The organism is Streptomyces sp. LaPpAH-108 (assembly GCF_000373625.1).
Taxonomy (GTDB): Bacteria; Actinomycetota; Actinomycetes; order Streptomycetales; family Streptomycetaceae; genus Streptomyces.
Genome location: NZ_KB891987.1, coordinates 353,913 through 369,357, shown reverse-complemented (window position 1 = coordinate 369,357; position 15,445 = coordinate 353,913). Strand labels below are relative to the sequence as shown.

The 15,445-nt window shown below is 71.6% G+C and carries 14 protein-coding genes; 6 read left to right on the top strand and 8 right to left on the bottom strand.

The features are described 5' to 3' along the window. Window positions 1-3 precede the first annotated feature (3 nt). Window positions 4-1,398 carry a PLP-dependent aminotransferase family protein gene (locus B079_RS0101680; RefSeq protein WP_018544028.1) on the bottom strand — a complete coding sequence of 465 codons (1,395 nt, stop codon included), beginning with the start codon at window positions 1,396-1,398 and terminating at the stop codon, window positions 4-6. Window positions 1,399-1,444: 46 nt separating this feature from the next. Between B079_RS0101680 and B079_RS0101675 the strand changes: the two genes are divergently transcribed. Together B079_RS0101675 and B079_RS0101670 are read left to right on the top strand one after the other, a co-directional pair. Further along, window positions 1,445-1,933, top strand: coding sequence for a carboxymuconolactone decarboxylase family protein (locus B079_RS0101675; RefSeq protein ID WP_018544027.1), 489 nt, complete (start codon window positions 1,445-1,447; stop codon window positions 1,931-1,933). Window positions 1,934-1,963: 30 nt separating this feature from the next. Beyond that, the gene (locus B079_RS0101670) at window positions 1,964-2,365 is read left to right on the top strand and encodes a hypothetical protein (RefSeq protein WP_018544026.1); all 402 of its coding nucleotides are present in this window, start codon (window positions 1,964-1,966) and stop codon (window positions 2,363-2,365) included. Window positions 2,366-2,389: 24 nt separating this feature from the next. Here B079_RS0101670 and B079_RS0101665 read toward each other — a convergent pair whose 3' ends face one another. Both B079_RS0101665 and B079_RS31150 read right to left on the bottom strand, forming a co-directional pair. Beyond that, complete coding sequence (locus tag B079_RS0101665) at window positions 2,390-2,863, bottom strand: hypothetical protein (protein ID WP_018544025.1); 474 nt, start codon at window positions 2,861-2,863, stop codon at window positions 2,390-2,392. A gap of 13 nt (window positions 2,864-2,876) precedes the next feature. Next, a complete protein-coding gene (locus B079_RS31150) occupies window positions 2,877-4,130 on the bottom strand; it encodes a helix-turn-helix domain-containing protein (RefSeq protein WP_018544024.1) in 1,254 nt (417 codons plus the stop codon). A gap of 695 nt (window positions 4,131-4,825) precedes the next feature. On the opposite strand from B079_RS31150, the gene B079_RS35680 reads away from it, so the two are divergent. The 4 genes from B079_RS35680 to B079_RS0101645 are packed head-to-tail and all read left to right on the top strand — an operon-like array spanning window position 4,826 to window position 8,092. Further along, on the top strand, window positions 4,826-5,686 hold the full coding sequence (locus B079_RS35680; RefSeq protein ID WP_234016726.1) for a hypothetical protein: 861 nt from the start codon (window positions 4,826-4,828) through the stop codon (window positions 5,684-5,686). Beyond that, on the top strand, window positions 5,674-6,045 hold the full coding sequence (locus B079_RS35675) for a hypothetical protein (protein WP_234016725.1): 372 nt from the start codon (window positions 5,674-5,676) through the stop codon (window positions 6,043-6,045). Before B079_RS35680 ends, B079_RS35675 begins: the two co-directional genes overlap by 13 nt. Continuing rightward, window positions 6,042-6,938, top strand: coding sequence for a lactate/malate family dehydrogenase (locus B079_RS0101650; RefSeq protein WP_018544021.1), 897 nt, complete (start codon window positions 6,042-6,044; stop codon window positions 6,936-6,938). The genes B079_RS35675 and B079_RS0101650 overlap by 4 nt, the downstream gene beginning before the upstream one ends. Window positions 6,939-6,958: 20 nt before the next feature. Next, complete coding sequence (locus tag B079_RS0101645) at window positions 6,959-8,092, top strand: hypothetical protein (protein ID WP_018544020.1); 1,134 nt, start codon at window positions 6,959-6,961, stop codon at window positions 8,090-8,092. Window positions 8,093-8,143: 51 nt separating this feature from the next. On the opposite strand, the gene B079_RS0101640 is transcribed toward B079_RS0101645, so the two are convergent. The 5 genes from B079_RS0101640 to B079_RS0101620 are packed head-to-tail and all read right to left on the bottom strand — an operon-like array spanning window position 8,144 to window position 15,366. Further along, on the bottom strand, window positions 8,144-9,106 hold the full coding sequence (locus tag B079_RS0101640; RefSeq protein ID WP_018544019.1) for an ABC transporter substrate-binding protein: 963 nt from the start codon (window positions 9,104-9,106) through the stop codon (window positions 8,144-8,146). Between the two features lies 1 nt (window position 9,107). Next, on the bottom strand, window positions 9,108-11,054 hold the full coding sequence (locus B079_RS0101635) for an ABC transporter permease (protein ID WP_018544018.1): 1,947 nt from the start codon (window positions 11,052-11,054) through the stop codon (window positions 9,108-9,110). Further along, a complete protein-coding gene (locus tag B079_RS0101630; RefSeq protein WP_018544017.1) occupies window positions 11,054-12,256 on the bottom strand; it encodes a quaternary amine ABC transporter ATP-binding protein in 1,203 nt (400 codons plus the stop codon). The genes B079_RS0101635 and B079_RS0101630 overlap by 1 nt, the downstream gene beginning before the upstream one ends. Beyond that, entirely contained in the window at window positions 12,253-13,785 is a 1,533-nt protein-coding gene (locus tag B079_RS0101625) for a GMC family oxidoreductase (protein WP_018544016.1), read from the bottom strand. The genes B079_RS0101630 and B079_RS0101625 overlap by 4 nt, the downstream gene beginning before the upstream one ends. 60 nt (window positions 13,786-13,845) lie before the next feature. Continuing rightward, window positions 13,846-15,366 carry an aldehyde dehydrogenase family protein gene (locus B079_RS0101620; RefSeq protein ID WP_018544015.1) on the bottom strand — a complete coding sequence of 507 codons (1,521 nt, stop codon included), beginning with the start codon at window positions 15,364-15,366 and terminating at the stop codon, window positions 13,846-13,848. Window positions 15,367-15,445 lie beyond the last annotated feature (79 nt).

Sequence of the window (15,445 nt, the reverse complement as noted above, 5' to 3'; positions counted from 1 at the left end):
GGATCACGGCAGTGCCCGGCACAACGCCTCCAGCGCCTCCTTCCACGCGCTTTCCGGGGGCGTCCCGTACCCCACCACCAGCGCGTCCAGCGGCTCGGTGGCGGCGTCGGGGTGGCGGTAGAAGGAGAGGCCGTGCAGGGCGAGGCCCTGCCAGCCCGCGGCCTGGACGACCGAGCGCTCGGTGCCGGGCGGCAGCCGCAGCACGGCGTGCAGACCGGCGGCGATGCCGGTGACGTGGACGCCGGGGGCGCGCTCGGTGACGGCGGCGGCGAGCGCGTCGCGGCGGCGCCGGTAGCGCAGGCGGGCGGCGCGGACGTGGCGGTCGTAGGCGCCGGAGGTGAGGAATTCGGCGAGCGTGAGCTGGTCCAGGACGCCGCAGGTGTCGATGCGGCCCTTGGCCGCGACCGTCTCCGCGTGCAGGGCCGGGGGCAGCACCATCCAGCCCAGGCGCAGTCCGGGGGCGAGGGACTTGCTGGCGGTGCCGAGGTAGATCACCTGGTCGGGGGCGAGGTCCTGGAGGGCGCCGACGGGGCGGCGGTCGTAGCGGAACTCGCCGTCGTAGTCGTCCTCCAGGACGAGTCCGCCGGTGCGCCGGGCCCAGTCGACGACGGCCGCGCGGCGGTCGGGGTGCAGTGCGGTGCCCATGGGGAACTGGTGGGCGGGGGTGAGGAGTACGGCATCTTCCACACCCAACGGACGTGTGTCCGTGCCGAGTTCGTCGTACGGCAGCGGGGTCGTGGCGAGGCCCGCCTCGTGCAGCAGGGCGGCGTAGACGTCGAGGCCGTACGACTCGACGGCGACCGTGCGGGCGCCTCGGGCGCGCAGCACGGTGCCCAGGAGGCGCAGGGCGTGGGAGAAACCGGCGGTGATCAGTACGCGGTCGGGGTCGGCGCGGACGCCCCGGACGCGGGCGAGGTATCCGGCGACGGCGGTGCGCAGTTCGGGGCGGCCGTGCGGGTCGCCGTAGCCGAGGGCGTCGAAGGGGGCGGTGGCCAGGGCGCGGCGGGCGGCCTGGAGCCAGGCGGTGCGCGGGAAGGCGGCGAGGTCGGGGGTGCCGGGGACGAGGCTGAGGGCGGGGCGGCCGGGCGGGCGGTACCGGGCGGGGGTGACCGGTGCCGTGGCCGGGGGCGTGGCGCGCTCGGCGACGCGGGTGCCGGAGCCCTGGCGGGCGGTGAGCCAGCCCTCGGCGACCAGGCCCGCGTACGCCTCGGCGACGGTGTTGCGGGCGATCCCGAGGTCGGCGGCGAGCGCGCGGGAGGAGGGCAGCCGGGTGCCGGGGGCGAGCCGTCCGCCGCGTACCGCGTCGCGCAGCGCGTCGGTCAGCCCCTGGCGCAGACCGGTGCTTCCGGCCGGTTCCAGGTGGAGGTCGATGCCGAGATTGGCCCACGATTCCGCCATGGGAATGGACCATACCCCTGGGCCGCTCCTTTCCTAGGCTCGAAGCATGAACCCCACCGAGTACGCCCCCGAGCACCCCGCCCGGCTGGCCTGGACCGAGCACGCGCCCGAGGTCTACAAGGCGATGGTCCGCCTCGACATCGCCGCCCGCCACGGCCTCGACCCCCGCCTCCTCGAACTGGTCAAGATCCGCGCCTCGCAGCTCAACCACTGCGCGTTCTGTCTCGACATGCACACCAAGGACGCGCTCGCGGCGGGCGAGACGGTGGAACGCATCGTCCAGCTCAGCGCGTGGGACGAGTCGCGCCACTTCTACACGGAGCAGGAACTCGCCGCCCTCGAACTGACCGAGGCCGTCACGGTGTTGACCGACGGCTACGTCCCGGACGAGGTCTACGAGCGGGCCGCCAAGCACTTCGAGGAGGCGGAGCTGGCGCAGTTGATCGCCGCGATCACGGTGATCAACGCCTGGAACCGCTTCGCGGTGACGACCCGGATGGTGCCGGGGCACTACACACCGGGCCAGCACAAGTAAATCGTCACTGCGTGCGGGGCTCTCTACGGCATGATGATCGCCGTGGAGAGCGACATACTCATCGACGCCTGGAAGCGCCTTCTCAGCGACCCCCGCACGTCGTGGGTGCTGTTCGAGCACGGCACCTGCGTGGTGCTGCCCGCCCCCGAGGAGGACCTGGCCGCGCAGGCCACCGCGGTCCTCGGGGAGTTCGGCCCCGTCCACGCGGGTGGTCCCGCCGGAGACTTCCGGGTGGTCGAGGTCGAGAACGTGGAGGGCTGGGTGGTCACCAGCCACCACCCGGACGTCCTCACCTACGTCGCCCCCGACGAACCCGGCGGCCAGGACCACCTCTCCGTCGGCCTCTGCGGCCGCGCCCAGCGCGACCGGGACGGCACCGAACTGCACGTGGTCCACGTGGAGGACAAGCGCGGCCCTGTGGATCCCGCGTAAGGGGGCGGCCGGCCTCCGCTCCCGTCACCGGGCGGCACCCTCCGGCCACAGCACCCGGACCGGGACGCCGGTCCGCTCGGCGTACGCCACCACGTCCGCGGTGCCTCCGTAGCCCCGCGCCGGTTTCCCGTCCCACACGGCGATCAGCTCGTCCACCAGGCCGACCAGGATCTCGGACCCGGCCTGGTGGGCCTCGGAGGTCGACTCGGTCAGGCCGGTGTGGTGCACCTCGGCCGCGTGGGCGAGGAGACGGTCGTAGACCGGGTGGTGCCAGCCGGGGAGGCCCGCGCGGTACTCGGCAGCCGGAACGACCACCTCGAGTCGGCCGCCGCGCGCCAGTACGGCTTCGGCGAACCAGGCGTCGGGGCCGTCGGCGATGCACGAGACGGCGACCAGTTCGGCCGGGTCGTAGCCCTCGACACGGGCGGCCAGGAGAGCCCGCACCTGTGCCTCGACGTCCGTGCTGAGTCCGCGGTGCCCGGTGATCCCGACCTTCATGCGTCTCACTCTCCTACAGGTAGACGTTGTGCAGGCGCTCGTCGAAGTCACGTACCGCCTTGGGCGGTGAGTTGCTGGTGAGGCTACGGCGTACGGCGCGGGCGCGTTCCACGATCCGGCCGGACCGGTACCGAATACCGGCCTCGAGCGCGCGGGAGGCCAGGGCGAACGCGGCCTCCACCCGTCCGCCGGCGAGGTGCCCGGCAGCGATGTCGAGTACCAGCAGGGCACGTTGCTTCGCATGGCCGGTGCTCAGGGCCTCCACGTCCTCGTCAAGCACCCACTCGGGCAAGTGGAGACGTGCGCCACAGGCCACGCGGCAGGCGGCCACCTTGTCCGGGGTGAAGGAGAAGACCCACGGCCACGGAGGCGGCTCCTGCTCGCCCATCAGCGCCTCCGCCAAGATGCGGGATGCCGTCAGAGCCCGGTCGACTCCGCGTCGGTCGCCGACTGCGGCATGCCCGAGGGCTTCGACGCTCGACAACCAGGCGTCGGCAACGGCGGGGCGCTGGTCGCCGAGCACTCGCCGGGCGCGGTGAGCGAGATTCAGAGCCTCGATACCGTTCCCCGCGTGTGCCTCGAACTGAGCGAGCGTTCCGGCCTGGTATGCGGTCAGGAGTGCGTTTCCCGCCGTTCGCGCGGCCTTGATCGCCCCGCCGTACCAGGAGCGCGCCGATCCGTGGTCACCCCTGTCCCACGCAAGCCAGCCCGCGAAGGATGCGGCCTCGCTGCCCACGGCAGCCAGCCGTGCCCGGTCCGTGTCACCCGTCGCGGTGCGGGTGATGGTCTGGATGAGGCGGATATGGCCATCCACCGCGTCGGCGAGATCTCGGGAGGGAGTGGTGGCGTCGAGTCTGCGGTAGGCGCTCGTGGTCAGCCGCAGGGCCGCGGCTTGGCCGCCGGTCGAGTCGGGTGTGTCCGGCGAGGCGGCCAGGATGGGGGCTGCCATCGCGGCGACCGCGCCGCCGAGGACGGTGCGTCGGTACATGGAATCGTCGTCTTCCGCCTGAACCTGCGCTGTGCGCCCGCTGGCCAGACCCACGAGAACTGGGGGGATCTGGAGGTGTGCGGCCGCCGCGCTCAGGACGTCGGTGTTGTAAGAGGCTGAGCCGCGCTTCTCCAGGCGGGAGATGGCCGACTGGGACAGGCCGAGAGCTTGCCCCAGTGCCGTCTGCGTCATCTTCCGTGCCCTGCGGGCCAGTTCGATGACACGCCCATAGTCCCCGGTCCGGGAGGCGTCCCGGACCGGGCCTGTCTGGAAGTCCACGACGCCCCCACGCTACGAGTCCCTGCGGCACCGGGCGCTTGTTCATACCCGCTGGGCGCATACCCGTATGCACATGTCGCATGAGTGATGGTGTCATAGCGCACAGTGATCGTTGGCTGGTTGCGAGTCCGATCGCCCCGCACAGGGTGCGTTACGGACCCGTGGCCGTCCCCGCACCCTGTCGGGGACGACCACGACCCATCGGCCACTGGCGCGAGGCGACCGATCATGACGCTGCACAACAGAACTCTCCGTTCCCTGAGACTGGTTGACGCCCCGACGATCAACCTGGATGCCCTCACTGACCGGCAGCGCGCGGGTACGTCGTGCGCTTGGTGCGCGGGGACGGCCTCACCCTGGTACCCCGTGGGCACCCTGCGTGCCTGCGAGTGCTGCGCCGGTATGTACGGCGTCCCGGCGGTGGAGACAGGCCAGTGACCGGCGGGGCGGTCTCGCGCACAACAAGCGTGGGCGACCTTGTCCGCGACACGGTCCGAGGCTGTGAAGCAGTTCTGACGGATGTACGGGCCGACATCCCTCATCTGCGTCCCCGTTACGGCGGAGGGCTTGTCGAGCCATGGCCCGCCACGTGGGCGACGGTCGAGCTGGTGGCCCGCCGAGGCACCTGGGAGGACCGGTGAACGTCGGGTTCTCGCCGCCCTCGTACTACAACACCCCCCCCGTTGGAGGCGTACGTGAGCACCACCTCTGTGCGTACCTGGCCCGGCAGTCCGGCTCCCACCGCCGAGGAGGTGTTCGCCTTCGCGGACTTGGAGATCGGTGCGGCTGCCGCCGAGCACTGGCCACATGCCCACCTCGACCTCGGCGCCCACGTGCCAGGGGTCACCGGATACGTGCGCCGCATCGTCGTGGACGGCCGTCCGCTGTATGCGAAGTATTCGTTGCTCGGGGTGTCTCTGGTGTCGTTGCTGCGTGGCACCTGCGGCCCCTGGCCCCAGGTCCAGGCGGCTCAGCAACAGTACGTGTTACGCCCGGACAATCTGGTCGAGAGGGAGGCCGCGCAACTGCGACTCCTGCTGGACGCCGGGCGCCCTCGGGTCTGCCCCGTGGTCGGCGTGGGCCAGGGTGTGCTGTTCACCGAAGCCGTCGCAGGACCAAGCCTGGCCCAGCTCCTGTTACAACGGCCCGAGCAGAGCACCGAATTGCTGGTCGGAACTTTCGATCGGTTGCACGGCCTTCACCATCGGCCCGCCGCGCAATGGCTCGGCTCCGCGAGGATCAGCGGTGAGCGCAGCATCGCGGGCACCTTCCAGCGGAAGTTCAACGGGCTCTCCGGGCCCGTCTACGTGCAGCGGCTCGGGGCAGACCGATGCCCGGTCGGCGACCGGGAGAAGGTCGTCGCCGGGCTGCGCCAGGTGGTCGTCCGCCTTCAGCAACTGCGGGCCCGGGTGCTGCCGCAGTCACGCGACGGATACTGGCCTACGGCGATCTCAAACCCGAACACGTGCTCTACCCCGACGGGATCGACCAGCCGCCGGTGTTCATCGACCCCGGCCTACTGCCGGCCGGTACAGCCGTCGACGTGGCGAAACTGATCAGCCGTACGGTGCTGACGCTGACGGCAGCCCGCCCCGGACCATGGACGGTCAGGCACTTGCTGCACGGCATCGGCGTCTTCTCCGTGACGCGGATGGATGGCCTGTCGGCCGAGGAACGCCACGTTTGGCTCCGGGAAGTACTGGGGTTGTGGCTGATGGACACGGTCAACATCCTCACCACCTATCTGTCGGCGCCCGCCGAACTTCCTCTGCCGACCCTGGGCGAGGCTCTGGTGGACCGGGCGGCCGATCTGTGCCTGATGGTCGACCGGATCAGCACCGACCTGGCCTCGAAAGGCGACACCGGAACCGTGTGGGACGGTGCTCTCGGCCACGTTCAGGAGGTCGCCGCGTGACGTCGGCAGCCGTGGACACGATCGGCGTGATCGGTGCGGGGGCCGTCGGACAGACCGTGGCCGCCACGCTGGTGGCCTCGCACCTTCCCGGACGTCTGCTCGTCGCCTCCCGCTTCCTCCACCAGGCAGCCGCGCTCGCCGCCGACCTCGAAGACATGCGACAGGCCACGGCGTCGCCCGTACGCCCAGAAGCCTGTTCCGTGGCGGGCCTGGCCGACTGCGCAGCCATCGTCGTTGCCGCGCGGTCCTCTTTCACCAACACGCACACGACCGATGTGCGGATGGGCGGTGCCGCGGCCAACGGCCTCGTCGTCCAGGCTCTCGCCACCACCCTGCGTGGCTACGCGGGGACCGTGCTTGTGGTCACCAACCCGGTCGACCTGATGAGCAGGCTGTTCGCCGAGATCTCCGGCTGCACGCGTGTGTACGGCATCGGCTCGAACCTCGACTCGGCCCGCTACCGGCTCACCGTCGCCCGCCTGCTGAGAGTGCCGACGAACGCCGTGCACGGCCATGTGATCGGCGAGCACGGTGACCACGCTGTGGTGTGCGCCTCGTCGACCACCGTCAACGGCCGTCCCGCACTCATCCCCCTTGCCGACGTACGCACCGAACTGCGGTCCCGCCCCGGACGGATCGGCCACGGCGTGGGGCGTACCCGGTCCGGACCCGCTGGAGCGGTGCTGTCAGCTCTGCAGAAGGTTCTTGCCCTGGCCGACGGCACCGAGGAACTGAGCGCCCGTCATGGTGACGACTGGCTCGGAATTCCCCTGCACTTCACTGCGGGTCACGCCGTAGCGCGCCTGCCCGCCCTCGATGTGGGCGAACAACGCCAACTGTCCGCGGCAGCAACCAAACTCCGTACCGCATATGAAGCGTTACGGCCGTTCTGACCCGACTGGAGACGACCAACGTGAACATGCCCACCGCAACCCGACTGCACGCCGCGAACGCCAGCGTGACCGTCCTGAGCAACACCCCGTTCGTCACGGACTGGTCCCGCCGCTACTTCGGTCCCTGGTGGAACGCGTTCGAGGTCCCCGCCGAAAGCGTCTGCGAGGGTCCGCTCGTCACGGCCGACCTCGACGACAAGGTGTACGCCGAGGTGCTCTCCGAGGTCACCAGCGGCCCGCACGACGAAGTCGCCTACGCCAAGGCCCGGTTGCTGCTCGTTCGGGACAGTACTGGTGCCGTCACGGGCGTCTCGCCCGAAGAGGGGCTCGCTTACCGCTCCGATCAGCTCGGTAACCATGTCGCCATCGCCGGTCGTACGTCCGAAGCGCTGGCACTGGCCTCGGCACGGATCGCACGGGAGATGATCCGGGCGGCCTTGCTGCGCAATGGGTGGACACTCCTGCACGCCTCAGCCGTCGTCCATGACGACCAGGCCCTGCTCGCCTTCGGGTCCAAGGGCTCGGGCAAGACCACCACGGCGCTGCTGCTGGCTCGTCGCGGCGCCCGTCTGCTCGCCAACGACCGGGTGTTCGTCAAGCCGGTGGGGGGTGAACTCCGGTTGCTGCCATGGCCTTCGGCGGCGGCCGTCGGCCTGGGTCTGCTCGATGCCCTCGGCCTGTACGGCGTCGTACGCAGGCGGCTCCAGGCGGGCGAGCGGCTGCACCCCACGCAGCACCAGGAGGTCACCGACGCGCTGCTGGCCGACCGGCGCGAGCCGCTCTGGGAGCCGGGCGGCAAGCGGGAGAGGAAGGTGCAGGTGTTCCCCGACCAGTTCGCCACCTGGTTCGGCATGGAGCTGGCGACCGGCGGGAACGCGGCGATGCTGCTCTTCCCCTGGATCGACCCCTCAGCCACCCCTGCCGTGGTCAACGGTGCCCGACCCCTGGGCGAGGCCGACTTCATGAGCGGCGTAACAGAGGACCGCTACCCGGACCACTTCGGCCTCGCTCAGGGCATCAACGGCGGAGGCGGCGACGCGGCCCGTGCCGCTGTCGCCGACCAACTCGCCCAACTCCCACAGCATCAAGTCGTCCTCGGCCACGATGTCCAGGCCAACGCCGACTTCCTGGCCAAACTCACCGACGTCCGGTGAGGACCTGCTGCCGGGCGGCGGCCCACTCTCCGTCGCCCGGCGGTCTGTTGGTTACGAGAGCCAGCGCTTCCATACCGTCGGGTGGGTGTCCACCCACTTCTTCGCCGCTTCCTCCGGGCTCAGTTTCTGGTCGGCGATCAGGAGGGAGACCTCGTTCTGGTCCTCGGTGGTCCACTTGAACTTCTTCAGGAAGGTGGCCGCCTTGCCGCCGGACCTCGCGAAGTCCGTGTTGAGGAATTTGCGGAGGGGTGTGTGGGGGTAGGCGCAGGTGATCTTCGCGGTGTCGGTGTCGCAGCCTTCCTTGTAGGGAGGGAGCTTCACCTCGGTCATGGGGACCTTCTCGAAGAGCCACTGGGGGGTGTACCAGTAGGTCAGGAAGGGCTTCTTCTCCTTGGCGAACTGTTTCATCTGGGTGATCTGGGCGGCTTCCGAACCGGCGAAGACGACCTGGTAGTTGAGCTTCAGGTTCTTCACGAGGGCCTTGTCGTGGGTGACGTAGGCCGGGGAGCCGTCCATGAGCTGGCCCTTGCCGCCGCTCTCGGGGGTGCGGAAGAGGGACGCGTACTTGTTGAGGTTCTTCCAGTCGGTGACGTCCGGGTGCCGCTTGGCGAAGTACGTCGGGACGTACCAGCCGATGTGCCCGGTCACCCCGAGCCCCCCGGCGGGCGTCACCGTCTTCTTGTCGTCGACGTACCGCTTCTCCTGGTCGGGGTGGCCCCAGTCCTCCAGGAGGGCGTCGACGCGGCCCTGGCTGAGGGCGTCCCAGGCGGGGATCTCGTCCACCTGGACGGTGTCGACGTGGTAGCCCAGCTTGTGCTGGAGGATGTACTGCGCGACGGCCACGTTGGACTGCGCGCCCACCCAGGACTGCACGGAGAGGGTGACGCTCTTCGTGCCGCCCGCGTTGGCGAAGGGGCTCGCCTGCTTGGTCATGTCGGCCGCGCCGCAGCCGGTGAGCAGGGCGAGCGCCGAGGCTCCGGCGAGGGTCACACCCAGGGTCGTACGGATACGCATCTCACGCTCCCTTCTTCGCGTCGCGCCCCGTCGGCTGGGTCACCCGGTCGAGCATCAGGCCGAGGCAGACGATGGCGGCACCGGCGACCAGACCCGTCGCGAGGTCACCCTGTGCGAGGCCGAAGGCGACGTCGTAGCCGAGCGCGCCCGCGCCGACCAGACCGCCGATGATGACGACGGCGAGGACGAGGACCACGCCCTGGTTGACGGCGAGCAGCAGCGAGCGCCGGGCGAGCGGGAGCTGGACCTGCCAGAGCTGCTGGCGGCCGGTCGCGCCGAGGGAGCGGGCCGATTCCAGCGCGGCCGGGTCGACCTGGCGCAGGCCCTGCGCGGTGATGCGGACGACGGCCGGGAGCGCGTAGACCACGGCCGCGACGACGGCGGGCGCGCGGCCGACGCCGAACAGGGCGACGACCGGGATCAGGTAGACGAACTGCGGCATGGTCTGGAACACGTCCAGGACCGGGCGCAGCACCCGCTCCACCCGCTCGCTGCGCGCCGCCGCGATGCCGGTGGCGATGCCGAGGACCAGGGTGACGGCGACGGCGGCCAGCACCTGGGAGAGCGTGTCGAGCGAGGAGTCCCACACGCCGAGCACACCGATCGCGGCCATGGCGAGGACGGCGGTCAGCGCGGTGCGCCAGGTGCCGATCAGCCAGGCGAGCGCGGCCACCACGAGCAGCACCGCCCACCAGGGCAGCGCGCGCAGGCCGTCGCGCAGCGGGTCCAGCATCCAGGTGGTGAAGTGGCCCGCCCAGTCGGCGGTGCCGCCGACGACGGGGACGCCGGAGTAGAGGTGCGCGGTCATCCAGTCGACGGCGTCGTTGACGGGCGCGGCGATGTCGAGGGTCAGCCCGCCGGGCCAGTCGGCGCGGCCGAGCAGCCGCGCGAGGACCGCGACGGCGACGGCGCCGCCGAGGGCGTACAGCCACTGGCCACGGGGCCGTTCCGCGCCCTCGGCGGCGCGGCCCGCGGCGGCGGTCACGCGGTCCAGGACGACGGCGAGCAGCACGATCGGGATGCCGGCGGCGAGGGCCGCGCCCACGTCGACCGAGGCGAGCGCCTGGTAGACGCGGTCGCCGAGGCCGCCCGCGCCGATGACGGAGGAGATGACGGCCATGGAGAGCGCCATCATGATCGTCTGGTTGAGGCCGAGCAGGAGTTCCTTGCGGGCCAGCGGGAGGCGCGCGGTCAGCAGCCGCTGCCGCGAGGTGGCGCCCAGCGAGCGCACCGCCTCCAGCACCTCGGGGTCGGCGCCGCGCAGGCCGAGCGCGGTGAGGCGGGCCATGGGCGGGGCGGCGTAGACGACGGTGGCGAGGACGGCGGCGGGCACGCCGATGCCGAAGACCAGCACCACGGGCAGGAGGTAGGCGAAGGCCGGGAGCACCTGCATGGTGTCCAGGACCGGGCGCAGGGCGCGGTCGAGCCGGTCGGAGAGCCCGGCGCCGAGGCCGAGCAGCGCGCCGACGGCGACGGAGGCGAGCACCGCGACCACCATCAGCGCGAGCGTCTGCATGGTCGCCACCCACATGCCGAGCACCCCGCAGGCGAGGAACGCGAGGGCCGTGCCGACCGCGAGCCTGACCCCGGCCACCCGCCAGGCGACCAGCGCGCCGAGCACGGTGACTCCGGGCCACCCGGCGGCGAGCAGGGTGAGGTAGACGCCGCGTACGGCGAGGACGACCGCGTTGCTGATGTGGCCGAAGAAGTAGAGGAACAGCGGGTGGCTGTCCCGGTTGTCGATGACCCAGTCGCTGGCGGCGCCGAGCGGCTTCACCAGGCTCACGGTCAGCGCGTGCGGCCAACTGCCGCTGCCCCAGCGGGCGCTGAGCAGCGGGACGAGGACCGCGGCGGCGACGGCGAGCACGGCGAGCTTGGCGGCGGGGCGCGATCTCAGGGCACCGGGGAGGGCGCGCCGGGCGGCGGCCGGGACGGTGAGGGTGGCCATCAGGCGGCCTCCGGCTCACGCTCGGGGTCGGGGGCGGGCCGGGGTGATGACGTGGGGCCGGTCGCGGCCTTCCGGTCGGACCGGGTCTCCGGCGCGGCCTCGTCGGATCCGGCGTCCGTCCCGTTCGTCCCCGCCACCACGCTCAGCAGCGCCTCGGAGTCGACCACGCCCATGCACCGCCCGGCGTCCATCACCCGGGCCGGGGCGCCCGCGCGGGCGACGGCCTCGATGGCCTCCGCGACCGGCGCCTCCGGGCGTACGGCGGGGCCGCTGCCCGCCTCGTCGGCGGAGGCGGGCCGCATGGCGGTGCGGCAGGTGACGACCTGCTCGCGCGGTACGTCGCGGACGAACTCGCGGACGTAGTCGTCGGCCGGGGAGTTGACGATCTCCTCGGGGGTGCCGAGCTGGACGACGCGGCCGTCGCGCATCAGGGCGATGCGGTCGCCGAGCTTGAGGGCCTCGGAGAGGTCGTGGGTGATGAACACCATCGTGCGGCCCTCCTCCTCGTGCAGGCGGACCACCTCGTCCTGCATGTCGCGCCGGATCAGCGGGTCGAGCGCGCTGAACGGCTCGTCGAAGAGCAGGACTTCGGGGTCGACGGCGAGCGCGCGGGCGAGGCCGACGCGCTGGCGCTGACCGCCGGAGAGCTGGCCGGGGCGGCGCTTCTCCATGCCCGCGAGGCCGACCTTGGCGACGAACTCGGCGGCTCTCTCCCGGCGTTCGGACTTGCCCATGCCCTGGATCTCCAGGCCGTAGGCGACGTTGTCGAGGACGGTGCGGTGCGGCAGGAGGCCGAAGTGCTGGAAGACCATCGCGGCACGGTGGCGGCGCAGTTCGCGCAGCCGGGTGCGGTCCATGGCGCGCACGTCCTCGCCGTCGATGGCGATGGTGCCCGCGGTGGGCTCGATGAGCCGGGTCAGACAGCGCACCAGGGTGGACTTGCCGGAGCCGGACAGGCCCATGACGACGAAGACCTCGCCCTTGCGCACGTCGAAGGAGACGTCGCGGACGGCGGCGGTGCAGCCGGTACGGGCGCGCAGCTCGGCCGGGGACAGCGCGGCCAACTCCTGGTCGGCGGGGACGCGTTCGGGCTTGGGTCCGAACACCTTCCACAGGCCGTCCACGGAGAAGACGGGCGCGCCGGGCTCGGTGGTGGAGGTGGCGGAGGTGGGCGGCTTGCGGGTCGGCACGGTGAGCGTCATCGCGCCTCACCACCGATCAGATCGACGGCCTTCTCACCGACCATGAGTACTCCGATCATCGGGTTCACCGCCGTCATCGTCGGGAAGACCGAGGCGTCGGCGATACGGACGCCGTCCAGGCCACGGATGCGCAACTCAGGGTCCACGACGGCCAGTTCGTCGTCGGGGGCGCCCATCCTGCAGGTGCCCGCCGGGTGGTAGACGGTGTGCGCGACCTTGCGGGCGTACTCGCTCAGCGCCTCGTCGTCCTGGACCTCCGGACCGGGGCAGACCTCGCGCTTGAGCCAGTGGGCCAGCGGCTCGGTCTTCGCTATCTCGCGGGCGATGCGGATGCCGTCGACCAGGGTCCGGGCGTCGTAGTCGTCCTCGTCGGTGAAGTAGCGGAAGTCGAGCGCGGGCTTCACGGCCGGGTCGGCGCTGGTCAGGTAAAGACGGCCGCGGCTCTTGGGCTTGGGGATGTTCGGGGTCATCGAGACACCGAACTCCGGCCGCTCGTAGCCCAGTCGCTCCGGGTTGTCCGTGAACGGGATCTGGTAGAAGTGGAACATCAGGTCAGGGCCCGCGTGTTGGGGGTCACGGCGGACGAACAGACCCGCGTCGGAGTCCATCGCCGAGTTCTCCGGGATCGGCCCGTCGGTCTCCCAGACGATCACCGACTCGGGGTGGTCGAGCAGGTTCTCGCCGACGCCGGGCAGGTCGTGGACGACCGGGATGCCGAGCGCTTCGAGCTGCGCCTTGGGACCGATGCCGGAGTGCAGCAGCAGGCGCGGGGTGTCGACGGCGCCCGCGCTGAGGATCACCTCGCGGCGCGCCTCGATCAGCAGTTCCTGGCCGTCCTTGGTGCGCACATGGACGCCCTCGGCGCGGGTGCCGTCCAGCTCCAGCTTGTACGCCCAAGTCTCCAGGAAGAGATGGAGGTTGGGGCGCTCGTCCATCACCGGGTGGAGGTACGCCACGGAGGCGGAGGAGCGCTTGTTGTTCTCCGGGTGGTAGGCGAGGTCGAAGAAGCCGACGCCCTCGGTGAACGGCTTCTTGTTGAAGCCCTCGACGCGCGGCACGTCCAGCGCGGCCTGCGCGGCGTCCACGAAGTCGCGGGCGATGGCGTTGCGGTCCTTCTCGTCCACCGGGACGATGTTGTTCTTCAGCCGGGCGAAGTACGCCTCCATCGGGACGGCCCCCCAGCCCGTGGCCCCGGCCCGCTCCCACTCGTCCCAGTCGGACGGGAGCGGCTTGAAGGAGATCAGGGTGTTGTGCGAGGAGCAGCCGCCGAGGACGCGGGCGCGGCTGTGCCGGATGTGGGAGTTGCCGCGCGGCTGCTCGGTGGTCGGGTAGTCGTAGTCGAGGTCGCCGCCGAGCAGGCCCATCCAGCGGCGCAGGGTCAGTACGTCGTCGCGGTCGACGTCGCTCGGGCCGCCCTCGATGACGGCGACGGTGACATCGGGGTTCTCGGTGAGGCGGGAGGCGATGACGGAGCCCGCGGTGCCGCCGCCGATGACGACGTAGTCGTATGCGTGGGTGTGTTCGGGCATGGGGTGTCTGACTCCTGGGGGCGGGGAGGTCGTACGAGGTGGTCGTGCGGGGGCCGGGGGTCAGCCCGCGAACCAGCGCACCGGGCGGGGGGCGAGGTTCTGGTAGACGTGCTTGGTCTCGCGGTACTCGGCGAGTCCGGCGGGGCCCAGCTCGCGGCCGGTGCCGCTCTTGCCGAAGCCGCCCCACTCCGCCTGGGGCAGGTAGGGGTGGAAGTCGTTGATCCACACGGTGCCGTGCCGCAGCCGGGCGGCGACGCGCCGGGCGCGGCCGGGGTCGGCGGTCCAGACGGCGCCCGCGAGGCCGTACTCGGTGTCGTTGGCGAGGGTGATCGCCTCGTCCTCGGTGCGGAAGGTCTCGACGGTGAGGACGGGTCCGAAGACCTCTTCCCGTACGACGCGCATCTCGCGGTGGCAGTGGTCGAGGACGGTGGGCTCGTAGAAGTAGCCGGACTCGGGGCGGTCCTCGCTCGGCTCGGGGCGCTTGCCGCCGCAGCGCAGCACCGCGCCCTCTTCCAGCGCGGAGGCGACGTACGCCTCGGTCCTGGCGCGCTGCTGCTCGGAGACGAGGGGGCCGCACTCGACGCCGGGTGCGGTGCCCCGGCCGAGCCTGATCTGCTGGGCGCGGCGCGCGAGTTCGGCGACGAAGCGGTCGCGGACCGCCTCCTCGACGATGAGGCGTCCGCCCGCCGAGCAGACCTGGCCACTGTGGATGAAGGCGGCGTTGAGGGCCTGGTCGACGGCGGTGTCGAAGCCCTCCTCGGTGGCGCAGGCGTCGGCGAATACCACGTTGGGGTTCTTGCCGCCGAGTTCGAGGGCGACCTTCTTCACGGTGGGGGCCGCGGCCTGGGCGACCTTGACGCCGCTGACCAGGCCGCCGGTGAAGGAGACCAGGTCGACGTCGGGGTGCTCGGCCAGGCGGGCGCCGACCGTGTGGCCGGGGCCGGTGACGAGGTTCGCGACGCCGTCGGGGAGTCCGGCCTCGGTGAGCAGTTCGATCAGCTTGACGGTGGTCAGCGGGGTGATCTCGCTCGGCTTGATCACGAAGGTGTTGCCCGCCGCGAGCGCGGGGGCGATCTTCCAACTCGCCTGGAGCAGGGGGTAGTTCCAGGGGGTGATCAGCGAGCAGACGCCGACCGGCTCGTGCACGACCACGCTGTGGATGCCGGGCGAGCCCGCGTCGACCACGCGGCCGGGGGCCTCGGCGGCGACCAGGTCCGCGAAGTAGCGGAAGGCGTCGGCGACGCAGTCGATGTCGACGCGGCCCTCCTCCACGGTCTTGCCCGCGTCCCGGCTCTCCAGCAGGCCGAGCGGTTCGCGGTCGCGTACGAGGAGGTCCGCCACGCGGCGCAGCAGGGCGGCGCGCTCGGCGACGGGGGTGTGGGGCCAGGGGCCCTGGTCGAACGCCTGCCGGGCGGCGGCGATCGCCCGGTCCGCGTCCTTCTCGTCACCCTCCGCGACCACGGCGAAGGGCAGGGCGTCCGCGGGGTCCAGGATCTCGCGTGTCGCGCCGGAGGCCGCGTCGAGCCACTCGCCTCCGGCGCGGATGGTCGCCTCGGCCGGTCGTTCCGTTCTGTCCGCCATGATCGGTATTGCCTTCCGTTCCTGTTCAGCGCCCCTGTGTGACAGAGGTGTCACCTCCAAGGACCGGGACCGCATTCCC